The 12,225-nt window shown below is 43.1% G+C and carries 11 protein-coding genes; all 11 read left to right on the forward strand.

Annotated features, from left to right (window positions below):
- Window positions 1-194 precede the first annotated feature (194 nt).
- The 11 genes from AACQ75_RS10255 (at window position 195) to vpsK (ending at window position 12,046) form a co-directional block, all read left to right on the forward strand.
- On the forward strand, window positions 195-722 hold the full coding sequence (locus AACQ75_RS10255; RefSeq protein WP_013857370.1) for a low molecular weight protein-tyrosine-phosphatase: 528 nt from the start codon (window positions 195-197) through the stop codon (window positions 720-722).
- Window positions 723-1,021: 299 nt separating this feature from the next.
- A complete protein-coding gene (gene wecB, locus AACQ75_RS10260) occupies window positions 1,022-2,140 on the forward strand; it encodes a non-hydrolyzing UDP-N-acetylglucosamine 2-epimerase (RefSeq protein ID WP_081245367.1) in 1,119 nt (372 codons plus the stop codon).
- Window positions 2,141-2,157: 17 nt separating this feature from the next.
- The gene (vpsB, locus tag AACQ75_RS10265; RefSeq protein ID WP_017047992.1) at window positions 2,158-3,399 is read left to right on the forward strand and encodes a UDP-N-acetyl-D-mannosamine dehydrogenase VpsB; all 1,242 of its coding nucleotides are present in this window, start codon (window positions 2,158-2,160) and stop codon (window positions 3,397-3,399) included.
- Window positions 3,400-3,514: 115 nt separating this feature from the next.
- Window positions 3,515-4,657 carry a VpsD family glycosyltransferase gene (locus AACQ75_RS10270; protein ID WP_170888588.1) on the forward strand — a complete coding sequence of 381 codons (1,143 nt, stop codon included), beginning with the start codon at window positions 3,515-3,517 and terminating at the stop codon, window positions 4,655-4,657.
- Entirely contained in the window at window positions 4,654-6,063 is a 1,410-nt protein-coding gene (vpsE, locus tag AACQ75_RS10275) for an exopolysaccharide biosynthesis flippase VpsE (protein WP_170888589.1), read from the forward strand. The genes AACQ75_RS10270 and vpsE overlap by 4 nt, the downstream gene beginning before the upstream one ends.
- Window positions 6,060-7,280 carry an exopolysaccharide biosynthesis protein VpsF gene (gene vpsF, locus AACQ75_RS10280; RefSeq protein ID WP_212755012.1) on the forward strand — a complete coding sequence of 407 codons (1,221 nt, stop codon included), beginning with the start codon at window positions 6,060-6,062 and terminating at the stop codon, window positions 7,278-7,280. The genes vpsE and vpsF overlap by 4 nt, the downstream gene beginning before the upstream one ends.
- A gap of 10 nt (window positions 7,281-7,290) precedes the next feature.
- Entirely contained in the window at window positions 7,291-7,722 is a 432-nt protein-coding gene (gene vpsG / locus AACQ75_RS10285; RefSeq protein ID WP_017045449.1) for an exopolysaccharide biosynthesis acetyltransferase VpsG, read from the forward strand.
- Window positions 7,722-9,062, forward strand: coding sequence for an exopolysaccharide biosynthesis protein VpsH (vpsH, locus tag AACQ75_RS10290; RefSeq protein ID WP_170888590.1), 1,341 nt, complete (start codon window positions 7,722-7,724; stop codon window positions 9,060-9,062). Before vpsG ends, vpsH begins: the two co-directional genes overlap by 1 nt.
- Entirely contained in the window at window positions 9,059-10,135 is a 1,077-nt protein-coding gene (gene vpsI / locus AACQ75_RS10295; protein WP_017045447.1) for an exopolysaccharide biosynthesis glycosyltransferase VpsI, read from the forward strand. Before vpsH ends, vpsI begins: the two co-directional genes overlap by 4 nt.
- Window positions 10,132-11,304, forward strand: a complete 1,173-nt coding sequence (vpsj, locus tag AACQ75_RS10300; protein ID WP_170888591.1) for an exopolysaccharide biosynthesis protein VpsJ — start codon at window positions 10,132-10,134, stop codon at window positions 11,302-11,304. Before vpsI ends, vpsj begins: the two co-directional genes overlap by 4 nt.
- Entirely contained in the window at window positions 11,294-12,046 is a 753-nt protein-coding gene (gene vpsK / locus AACQ75_RS10305; RefSeq protein ID WP_212755013.1) for an exopolysaccharide biosynthesis glycosyltransferase VpsK, read from the forward strand. Before vpsj ends, vpsK begins: the two co-directional genes overlap by 11 nt.
- The last annotated feature ends 179 nt before the right edge of the window (window positions 12,047-12,225 follow it).

A 12,225-nucleotide genomic window follows, 5' to 3' on the forward strand; every position in this document is an offset into this window, starting at 1 on the left:
CACATCAAGTTATTTGAACATACAAGCGAGATATCAAATGGTTAATGCCATTTTCGATAATCCATCAAAATAGCCAGTTCATTTTTCCTATTTAAATCTTAGGTATTAATTATAGATAGACTCAATTTTGAGACACCCATTGCAATGCGCCTTGCGATACTCTATCCACCTCTTTAATACAGAGACAAAATGAAGTGAATGCATCAGTAATGGCCATGGAAAATAAAAAACTCTCTATCCTCATCGTATGCATGGGAAATATATGCCGTTCACCGCTTTCTGAAGCTGTTTTGAGCCAAAAAGCGCAACAACATGGAATTAATTTATTTGTTGAAAGCGCTGGTACTGTGAATTATCAAGTGGGCCGAAAACCAGATCCCAAAGCAATATCTGTCGCTGAGCAGCGTGGCTATTCAATGTCAAATTTAAGAGCAAGGCAGGTTTGTTCTGAGGATTTCGAAAAATTTGATCTTATTTTTGCCTTAGATAAAGCCAACTTAGCGGATCTGATTGACATTTGTCCTGCTAAACATAAAGAGAAACTTTCACTGTTTTTATCGCATAGTCACATCGGTGTCACGGAAGTCCCTGATCCTTACAAAGGAAATATTCATATGTTTGAACGGGTTTTGGAACTGATAGAGAGCGGGGCCCAAGGGATCATCGAACATATATCTAAACAATATCAATTAAAGGAAAGTGCAATGAAACTTTGTGTGTAGCACATAGAAAGTTTTATATGACTTTTTGATTACCTACCCAAAAAACAAAGCAACAGTTTGGCAATTAATTTCTACTCATAGTTTGTAAGTAGGTGATTAAATATGGGTGGTTAATAAGTTTTCTCTTATGTACATAAAGCAAAAAAAATGTGAAGAAAATGCGCATTCTAGAGGCGACATCTAGTGGCGGTAGCGTATTTAACCGTTGCTATTCACCATTTTTATCTACTTTTTGAAGAAATAGCGTTGAACAGTTTGTTCTTAACAGTCGTTTAGTTTAGCCCAAGGAAATAAATAAAGTGAAAAAAATACTCATTGCGTTTGGTACACGACCTGAAGCAATTAAAATGGCGCCTCTAGTTCATCAGCTTAAACAAGATAACCGCTTCGACACAAAAGTATGCGTCACTGGCCAGCACAGGGAAATGCTTGACCAGGTTTTAGAGTTGTTTGAAGTGGTGCCTGATTTTGATCTTAATATCATGGAACCAGGGCAAACACTGACGACAGTAACGACTAAAATCTTGAACGGTATGGAAACGGTTCTAAAAGACTTTCAACCAAACATTGTCTTAGTTCATGGCGATACCGCTACAACGTTTGCGACTTCACTTGCTTGTTATTATCAGCAAATTGCAGTCGGCCACGTTGAGGCTGGATTACGCACCGGCAATATTTATTCCCCTTGGCCTGAAGAAGCGAACCGCAAGCTTACGGGTGCATTGACTCACTACCATTTCGCACCAACGGCAACATCTCAACAAAATTTATTGGATGAAAATTATTGCCTCGAGAACATCCATATTACTGGGAATACCGTCATTGACGCCTTGTTTATGATCCGTAACAAGATTCACAACGAGCAAGATCTCAATGCTACGCTGGCACACCAGTTTCCGATGCTTGATAACAATAAAAAACTCATTCTTGTTACAGGCCATCGCCGTGAAAGTTTTGGTGATGGATTTGAGCGTATTTGTGAAGCCTTATCCATCACAGCAAAGCGTCACCCTGACTGTCAAATTCTTTATCCGGTACATCTTAATCCGAATGTTCAAGAGCCCGTCAATCGTCTTTTAAAAGGCATTGAAAACATTTTCTTAGTGGATCCACAACAGTATTTGCCCTTTGTCTATTTGATGGACAGAGCACACATCATTTTAACTGATTCCGGTGGTATTCAAGAAGAGGCACCGTCGCTAGGGAAGCCTGTATTAGTGATGAGAGACACCACCGAGCGACCTGAAGCGGTAAGCGCGGGTACGGTCAAGCTGGTTGGGACTAACACACAACTGATTTGTGAAGAGTTAGACCGGTTGCTTAGTGATGAGCGCGCTTACCAACTCATGAGCCAAGCACACAATCCATACGGTGATGGCAAAGCCTGTCAACGTATCGCCGACATTCTAGCAAGATAAGATTTAAGGAAAATAAGATGTTTAATAAAGTTTCTGTGATTGGTTTAGGGTATATCGGCTTGCCAACGGCTGCCGTTATTGCTTCGCGTGGTATTGAAGTGATTGGCGTAGATGTCAATCAACACGCTGTCGATACAATCAACAAAGGTGAAATTCACATTGTCGAACCGGATTTAGATATCGTAGTTCGAAGTGCTGTGATGACTGGCAAACTAAAAGCAACTGTGACAGCTGAACCAGCTGATGCTTTCTTAGTGGCGGTACCCACACCATTTAAAGGTGATAATCACGAGCCTGATCTTAGCTATATAGAAGCCGCGGCCAAAGCGATTGCACCAGTTCTGGAAAAAGGCAACTTGGTGGTATTGGAAAGTACTTCCCCTGTCGGTGCGACAGAAAAGCTTTCCGCATGGCTAGCAGAGGCTCGTCCTGATTTAACTTTCCCACAGCATAAAGGTGACACGGCTGACATTAAGGTAGCGCATTGCCCAGAGCGAGTTTTACCGGGTTATGTACTACAAGAATTAGTCAGTAATGATCGAGTGATTGGTGGCATGAGTAAATCTTGTAGCGAGAAAGCGATGGCTCTGTATAAAACCTTTGTTAAAGGCGAATGCATCATCAGCAACTCTCGTACGGCGGAGATGGCGAAATTAACAGAAAACTCCTTTCGCGACGTCAATATTGCATTCGCGAACGAACTTTCCCTTATTTGTGAGAAATTAAAAATCAATGTTTGGGAATTAATTAAATTGGCCAACCGCCACCCTCGGGTCAACATATTAAACCCAGGACCGGGTGTTGGCGGGCACTGTATTGCAGTTGACCCTTGGTTTATTGTTAACAGCTGCCCAGAAGAAGCAAAACTGATTGCTGCTGCTCGTCATGTTAATGATGGTAAACCACACTGGGTCGTTGATCAGGTAAAACAAGCCGCAGATCAGTTCAAAAAACCAGTCATTGCCTGCTTAGGTTTGGCCTTTAAAGCCGATATTGATGATTTACGTGAAAGCCCAGCTTTAGACATCACTTTGCATTTAGCACAAGACAATATTGGACAAATTCTAGCGGTAGAGCCAAATATCCACCAATTACCGGGTAAGCTAACAGAACATGATGTTGAACTAGTCTCGCTAGAGCGTGCTTTAGAGTTAGCCAATATCGTCGTGGTGCTGGTTGATCACCGAGATTTTAAAGAAGCAGATAAAACGGCGTTTGCTAAGAAAGTCGTGATTGATACTCGTGGTGTGGTTGCTTGAGTTCACCTAATCTTGCGCTCAAAAAATAAAGACTAATGTTTACACAACTCTGACTACTAGAGAAAAGTGGTCGGGGTTAAACGTTTTGTTCATTGATGAAGATGGAATCGAACTGATGAAAAAAGTGTTACTGATCATGCCTATTTCAACCCTGAACTGGGGAGAAGAAAATATAGGTGGCGTGGATTCAGTATGTCAAATGTTGGTACGTCAACTTGCTGATCAAGAGCGCCCATATCATTATCGGGTTTTAGCGTTTGATCCGCTCAATAATCACTCTTCTTCAGGCGAGATTATCCAGCTATCAAAGAATGTGGAAGTTGTGGTTTGCCAGCTGCGTGAAAAGCGATTTGGACTACCTCTGCCCAGTCTATTATCTACCTGGTTACGTATCCAAGAGCAGTTGAGGTTTTTTCAGCCGGACCTTGTTCATGCTCATTTAAATAGTTGGATGATTGGAATTGGGTATAAAACCCGTAATGTTTTGACGTTACATTCCTACCGAAAAATTGGGCGTAAGCCTGTTTCAAAACTCAATGATTTTGTTTATGAGCAAATAATTCCTTGGGTGAGCGACTTTTCTGTGGATGCCTATACGTGTGTCGGTGAAGTTTTACATCAGGCACTGAAACCCGAAACGGCCAAGCCGATTCGGGTGATAGGTAATCCGGTGAATCAGGAATACTTTATTCAGCCTTCTCATACCTTTTCAGGCTCTTCGATTCACTTCGTAACTTGTGCGCTTATTTCTCGTCATAAAAGGATTGAATTAGCAATTTCATTATTACGAGAGCTGAAAAAACTCGGTCAATTGGCCACTTTATGTATCATTGGTCCCAAGGTGGATCACGTGTATTCCATGGAGTTGCAACAGTTAGTCCAAGATTATGGACTTGAACAAAATGTGCATTTTCTTGGCAAGCTTAATCAAAAAGAAATTGTCCAACAATATCAGCTTGCTGATGTAGGCATATTTACTTCCGCTCAAGAAACATTTGGTTTAGCGCCGCTAGAAATGTTGGCAGCAGGATTACCGTTGGTTACAACTCCTGTAGGGATTTTAGGTGAGCGACAAGCAACGTTTGCTAAGTTGGGGGTGGTTTTCATGCGAGATGGCGAGGAAGCGGAGATTGCAAAGCGAATGAATGAGATCAAAATGGCCGATACTCAAGCGATTCAAGCTTATTTACGCGATCAGTTTACAGCAGAAAATGTGATTGAACATTACCAGAATCTTTATCGAGAGGTGCTGAGTTGATTGCTAGCCTACTCAGATATGCCCCTGTGCAGGTTTTTGCTGCTTTGAGCGTTTTTATGCTAATCGCCGTACAAACCCGTTTCCTTACACCAGAAAATTATGGTGTGTTAGCGGTGGCTATGGTGGTTCTCGAACTCGTGCGTGCTTTTAGTACTCAATGGCTCAACACGTCGATGTTACGTCTCTACCCCGGGTACTCGGATCGGGAGCAAGTCCAACTCGTTCAAACCATTTCACTGCTGGTTATTATCGGATCTTTGCTTGGTTTTATTGTTATCGCCGTAACTTTATTCATTTATCAGCAATTGAATTGGGAACGATTATTGATACTGGGTGCTTTACTGTCGGTTAAATCGATATTTCAATACCAGTTAGAATTGAGTCGCTTAAATGAGCGATTGAGCGCTTATCGTCAAGCGACCGTATTGCAGTCAATTTCTGCGGTAGTGCTCTCCATCCTTTCACTCTCTTGGGCGGCTACTATTGAGTCTGCGTTGTTTGCTTTAACCTTGAGCTTTGGCATTGGAGCTTTAGGTCTGGGTTTTCCTAGACGGCCTGAATGGCATATTGCTATGTTAAAGCGTCTGCTTACTTACGGTATTCCGATCATGTTAGCGGGAGGAATTAGCGTATTAGGGGGAAGAGTCGATCGTTTATTTATCGCCCATTTCGTTGGGATGAACGAAACGGGTATCTATGCTGCGCAAGCCAATTTATTGATGGGAGTGCTGGGCTTAGTTTTCATGGTAATTGCTATGCCTCTCTATCCTAATTTGGCCAAGCATGCGGAAGATAAAATCACCCTTGTGAGTCAGCATAAAACCTATCTGCATTTATTGGTTACCCTTACTTTGCCGGCTCTATTTGGACTTGGAATATTACAAGAAGAGATCATTAGGCTCTTTTTGGGGGAGCAATATCTCAGTAGTTCTACCGGACTATTCTGGGTGTTAGCGATCGCTGTTTATCTGATTAATTTTAAAGGTCATTACCTTGATCATGGTTTGCAGTTTCTATTACAGACTCGCAAGCTCCTATGGGTTTCTCTCTCGGGCTTAGTAGCGAGCATTTTCCTACTACCTTTTATGCTCAATCAATTTGGCATGTTTGGTGCGGCTATCACCTTGCTTATAGTGAGTGGCTTAGTCGCAATACTCTCTTTTATCAGCTCATGGAGATCGGGGTATCGTTACGCTATTGGCATTGATGGCGTCAAAGTGATCATTTCTTCACTTCTGATGGGCGGCTACTTATACGCAGTGAAACAGTGTCCACTGGCGATCCATTCATTATTCGCTCTAGCCTTTTATGTCACCTCATCATTGTTGTTTTATGGCATCTGTTTGTGGTGCACTAATGCTTTTAATGCACGTCAACGTTTATTCTCAATCTGGAGGCCCAATTGAGCGAACGTAATCTCATTCGATGGATGATTCTGATTGTCCTCAGTGCATTTCTGCTGGGGGCCTTTTTACTCGAAAATATGGGCATTCAGTACGTTTCAGAAGGCGGGAGCCCCATACTCAAAATTCATGTCTATTCCTATTTGACTATGGGAATTTTTGCTCTGTTGATATTACGGGTAGGGCTTTTTAATCTTATTAAGCCTTTGAATGAGCTTAAAAAAGCATGGTTGCTGGCCATGGTATCGATGCTGGCCGTTATTTTATACGGCTTTATGCGATTCGGTACGTCGGGACTCGCTTATCTTATTGATACGATTTTTATCCCTTTGGTTGTGGTTCCTGTTGTATACGGGTTATCCGATACAGCTAAAAATCGATTACTGGCTCTACTCGGCTATCTTCTATTTCTTAATGCTTGTATTGCTATTATTGAGCTTATTTTGGTGCAGAGTATTGTGGCTGTAGAGATTGGAAGTTTTTCAACTTTCCGTTCGACCGCATTTTTGGCTCATCCACTGAACAATGCTCTCATTACGGCATCATTAACGCCGATTGTGATGCGTTATACACGAATTCCGGCGGTTTTGTATGTCTCTGTTATCGTGTTAGCCCTGTTTGCTTTTGGAGGGCGAGCTGCGTTGGGGATTTTCCTATTGGGAAATTTTCTGATGCTGTTGCCCAAATTACGTGACTTTTTAGGCCAAGGCGTTCGTTACCACAAGTTGAAATTCGCTTATCTGCAGGCCTTGGTCTATTTCTCTGTGATTGCCGTTATTTTGACCTTAGTGTTAACTCCTATAGGCGAGCGAATACTGTCTAAGTTGTACATCGACAAAAGTGCCGAAGCTCGATTCGATGTTTTTATTTTGCTTGAACAGCTTTCACCTTCGGAGTGGGTATTTGGCGCATCTCATGGATTACTGAGTGATATCGCCTTTTATATCGGGATCAATGTCGTGGAAAACTATTTGATTGGATGGGTTCTAAACTTTGGCTTACTGGGGGGGATCGGTTTATTACTGGCAACTTACACTGTTCCAGTGCGCTTGATTTACCGACAAGAATTTTCTGCTCAAGTTGCTTTACTCAGTTTTATGTTGATATCACTGACTAACAATGCACTAACGGTGAAGACTCCCGCACTAATGTTATTAGTTGTGGCTTTAGTCTGTCGTTATCGTTCATCTGATCGCTCGTTGGCGAACAAGAGTTATTAGGAGATAAGAAATGTGGTTGTATTGTGTTGGCCATTTCTTCTATAAGCGCCGCATACCGCTATTGCCTCAGGTCTGTAATGGTTTGATTCGTTTGGTTCATAATTGTGCCGTCTATAGTCAGTCTGAAATTGGTAAAGGGACTGTCTTTGGCTATGGAGGGATTGCAGTTGTAATTCATAAGCGCTGTGTAATCGGCAAAGAGTGTGTGATTGGAAGCAATGTAACTATTGGTGGCCGTTCTCGTTCACATAATGTTCCAGTGATCGGTAATTACGTCTATATCGCCACTGGGGCAAAAGTACTGGGTGATGTTCGAGTCGGTGATGGAGCCGTGATTGGTGCGAATGCTGTGGTACTTGAAGATGTCCCCCCTTACAGCGTTGTGGTCGGAATGCCCGCCAAAGTGATCAAAACAAATATTAATCCCAAGGACTTTTACTGATGTTTACAAGTTCACTTTATGTTAAAGCACCAATCTGGCTGCAAAATGTAATGCTTTCTGTGCGGGCGCTTTCACGTAAGATGGTCAGAGAAAACGGCGAGATGCGCGCCGTTCTAAAAGAGATCCAGGCTAATGAGTTTTCGCGCACCCATTTAGGCGATTACCAACAAGATAAGCTTCAAAACACCTTAGCTAATGCTCGTAATCATGTGCCGTTTTATCAGAATTTAGACTTACTCAATCTTGAGCTTGAGGCTTTTCCATATCTGGATAAAGCGGTATTGCGTCATGACCACGAGCAGTTTATCTCGCAGAACAAACCTTCTGTGGTAGTGAAAGGGGCTACAAGTGGTACAACCGGCACGCCTCTGACTATTTTGCAAGACATGAATTCAGTTATTCGTGAGCAAGCCTTTGTCGAAAGACAGTTGGCTTGGGCGGGGTATCGTAAAGGTGATAAACGAGCGTGGATCAGGGGCGATATGGTGGTGCCATTGAGTCAAAAACAAGGGTCGTTTTGGCGCTACTCCTGGTTTGAACAGATGATAGTGCTTTCATCTTTCCATCTTACATCGCAAACGATACCTAGTTATCTGCAAGCTATGGTCGATTTTGGAGTTGAAGTGATTCAAGCATATCCTTCTTCGATTGCTACGTTAGCCCGCTATTTAGAGGCTAACCAAAGTTATTATCCGGCGAAGCTCAAATCCATTATCACTTCATCAGAGTCTTTGTCTGCAGAAGATCGCCAAGTTATTGAGACGCGCTTTGGCTGCAAAGTGTTTGATTGGTATGGCCTATTTGAAAGGGTTGCTGCAATTGCTAATTGTGAGCATGGTCGTTATCACGTTCTCACCGATTACTCACATGTTGAATTTTTAGATGCGGGAAATGGTACTCATGAAATTGTTGGCACTAATTTCAATAATAGCTACTTTCCTCTAGTCAGGTACAAAACTGGTGACCATGTCGTATTGTCTGACGAGAAGCAGTGTCCATGTGGGAGATTCTACCCAATAATTGAACATATTAAGGGACGTGTTGGTGATTATCTCGTCGGCGAAGATGGTCAAAAAGTGCATATCCTGAACCATATACCTAAAGGTGTCACTGGGATTATAGCATGCCAATTTGTTCAGAGTGAACGTGGACAGATTGTGGTGAAAGTGGTGGCGGATGCTGAGCAATTTAATGAAGAGCAGCAACAAAAGTTAATCGGTAATACTCAAGCTCGCTTAGGAAGCTCGTTAATTGTCACCATAGAAATGGTGGCAGCGCTTGAGCGTACCGGGAATGGTAAGATTCGACAAGCTATCTGTACTGTCAAGGATGTGTTGTGAGAAAAGCGATTAATCTAATGGTCGCCACTGACCTGAAAGGTCAAGGTGGCGTGGCAACTGTGGTTTCAACGTACGCTGATTGCGGTTTTTTAGAGGAAAACCAAATCAAGTTGATTGCTTCACACTCAAGTTTAGACCACGGACAGAAATGGCGAATGACATTACGCTTTATGCTGGCTCTCTGCCAATTGTTGTACTGCTTTGTACGTTACCGAGTTGGCCTTGTGCATATTCACATGTCATCACGAGGTAGCTATCGACGTAAATCTGTGATTGTGCGCCTGGTTAATGTTTTGAAAGGTAAGGTTATTTTGCATTTGCATGGTGCTGAGTTTCGTGATTTCTATCGAGATGAGTGCAATGTGGATCAGCAAACTCACATTCGACGTACTTTTGCTCTAGCTGATCATGTACTGGTACTATCCACTCAATGGCTGACATGGCTACAAGAGGTGATAGGACGAACACAAGGTGTTTCTGTGCTGTATAACGCTGTACCCAGTTTGGCTTTAGATCGCCATCTTGCTCAACCAGGTCGTATTGCCTTCCTTGGTCGTTTAGGCACGCGCAAAGGTGTGGGTGACCTGATTCAAGCTTTTGCGTTAGTCAAACAGCGTTGTCCTGAGGCGCAGCTTTATCTCGCTGGCGATGGCGATATTGAAATTTATCAAGCTATGGCTAATAAAATGGGGCTCGCTGACTCTGTGTACTGTTTAGGCTGGATTGCTGGTGAGGCGAAGACCAACTTATTGACTCAAACGGATATTTATTGCTTACCCAGCTATAACGAAGGCTTTCCAATGGGAGTGATAGAAGCCATGTCGGCAGGCATTCCTGTGGTAGCAAGCCGAGCGGGCGGGATTCCTGATGCAATTAGTAATGGTGAAGAAGGGCGTTTAATTGAGGCTGGCGATGTGGTCGCTTTAGCGCAAGCACTAGGAGATTTGATTGAGCAACGTGCGGAAAATCGACGTATTGCTACGGCCGCTAAACAAAAGTTTGCCGAAAACTTCTCTTTGCAGGCGGTGATCCCGCGTCTACAAACACTCTACGATGAGCTATTAAAATCATGAAATCGACGACTGTAGCTGATATTAGCCAATGTTTATTGAATAAAGCTCGTACAGAACAATTCGCTGGATATGACCCTTTTGATGGACTCAATTCAAGCTGGTTCAAGCGCTTGCCGATAAGCAAAGACTCGACTTTCGGCTTAGCATGGATCCAGTTGTTCAAACGCTCTCCCCTTAATCTTCGACCATGGCTAGGTGTGCCCAAAGCGCGAAACCCTAAAGGCGTGGCTCTGTTTATTCTCGGATTAATCGAAGAGTATCAAGTGACAAAAGATCCCGCTTTGCTCACAGAAGCGGAGCAACTTGCGCTGTGGCTAGTGGCTCAGCGTTGTGATGAGCAAATCTGGCATGGTGCCTGTTGGGGGTATCATTTTGATTGGAAAGCGCGTGCGTTCTTTGTTCCCAAGGGGAAGCCGAATGTGATCACGACAGTCTATGTCAGCCGTGCCTTACACCAATTGGGGCAACTGACCGGGCGAGCTGACTGGGTCGAGTTGGCGCTGCGCAGTGGTGATTTTATTGCTGGCCATTTATTGACTCAAAATGAGAGCGGGGAGTTTTTTGCGTATATCCCCGGGGAAACGGCGTTTGTGCACAACGCCAGTTTGTGGGCGGCAGCTTGGCTGGCCGTGGTCGGTCGAGAAACGTCTCGCCCAGACTACACCGAGTTGGCATTACGCATTGCGCGTAATAGTGCTCAAGCTCAAGCTGCCGATGGCAGCTGGGCCTATGGTACTCGTCATCATCATGTGTTTATTGACGGATTTCATACGGGCTACAATTTAGAAGCACTACACCTCATACGAACTATTTTAGCGACAAACGAATTTGATGAGGTGATTGCACGCGGTTTTTATTTTTACAAGCAGCATCTATTTGAAGCCGATGGAACAGCGAAATATTACCACAACAATCCTTATCCACTGGATCCGCATTCAGTATCACAGGCAATTATTACCTTACTCAGTGTTGGAGGTGAGGAGAGTGATGTTGTTTTGGTTAAACGCGTCATTCAGCGTGCTATTCAAACGCTGTACATGCCCGAGCGGGATCAGTTTGTTTATCAACGTAACAAACGTTGGGTTAATCGAATTCACTACGCGCGCTGGACACAGGCGTGGATGTACTTTTCATTCCGTTTTTATTTAAGAATTACCAATGAGGAATAACCGATTGAAACGCATTAATTTTCTTGGTAGCCCAATGGATGTGGCTTCGATGAGTGAAACTGTTGCTCTGATCCGCGATCGCATTTTGCGACAAGAGTTTACCCAGCATGTGGTCGTCAATGTTGCTAAGTTAGTCAATATGCGTAAGGATTCTGAATTGGCTCAGTCCGTGACCGAGTGTGACATTATCAATATCGATGGTATGGGTGTGGTTTGGGGCGCGCGCTTTTTAGGTCACCAAGTGCCGGAACGAGTGGCGGGTGTTGACTTGTTTCTAGAGCTCAATGCGATGGCTGCACAAGAACAAATGCCAGTGTTCTACCTAGGCGCAAAGTCGGAGATTGTTGAAAAAACGGCTGCGGCCATGCAGGCAAAGCATCCACAATTAGTGATTGCGGGTTATCACCATGGCTATTTTTGGGATGATGAACACGCGATAGTTGAAAAGATCCGTCAGTCAGGTGCAAAACTTCTGTTTGTTGCGATCACATCACCGAAAAAAGAGAACTTTATCAACCGCTGGCAAGAGCAGTTGGGTGTGTTATTTGTGATGGGGGTAGGGGGAACATTTGATGTTGTCGCAGGTCATGTTTCTCGTGCACCCTCATGGATGCAAAAGTCTGGGTTGGAATGGTTATATCGTGTATTACAAGAACCTAGAAGAATGTGGAAGCGTTATTTAGTGACTAATAGTCGTTATGCTTGGCTACTACTTAATGAAAAAATAAAACGAAAGAATTAAATTGACCATATGAAAGTAAACTTTAGTTTATTTTTAGGGAGCTTATTAGTTGAATAAATTTTGTTTATTATTATTAATACTTAGTCAATGTAATTGTCTTAGATTTGATAAAATCTGATCCTTTAATAAAAAGCGGATGTATTTTTTATAGTTATCAATTAGCCTTAGCGCCAGTTGTA

The organism is Vibrio sp. B1-2 (genome assembly GCF_963888445.1).
Lineage (GTDB): Bacteria > Pseudomonadota > Gammaproteobacteria > Enterobacterales > Vibrionaceae > Vibrio > Vibrio anguillarum.

What these genes read in the sequence shown, in the direction of transcription:
- vpsB (WP_017047992.1), top strand. Translation starts at nt 2,158, where the DNA reads ATGTTTAATAAAGTTTCTGTGATTGGTTTAGGGTATATCGGCTTGCCA.
- AACQ75_RS10270 (WP_170888588.1), top strand. Translation starts at nt 3,515, where the DNA reads ATGAAAAAAGTGTTACTGATCATGCCTATTTCAACCCTGAACTGGGGA.
- vpsG (WP_017045449.1), top strand. Translation starts at nt 7,291, where the DNA reads ATGTGGTTGTATTGTGTTGGCCATTTCTTCTATAAGCGCCGCATACCG.
- vpsH (WP_170888590.1), top strand. Translation starts at nt 7,722, where the DNA reads ATGTTTACAAGTTCACTTTATGTTAAAGCACCAATCTGGCTGCAAAAT.
- vpsj (WP_170888591.1), top strand. Translation starts at nt 10,132, where the DNA reads ATGAAATCGACGACTGTAGCTGATATTAGCCAATGTTTATTGAATAAA.
- vpsK (WP_212755013.1), top strand. Translation starts at nt 11,294, where the DNA reads ATGAGGAATAACCGATTGAAACGCATTAATTTTCTTGGTAGCCCAATG.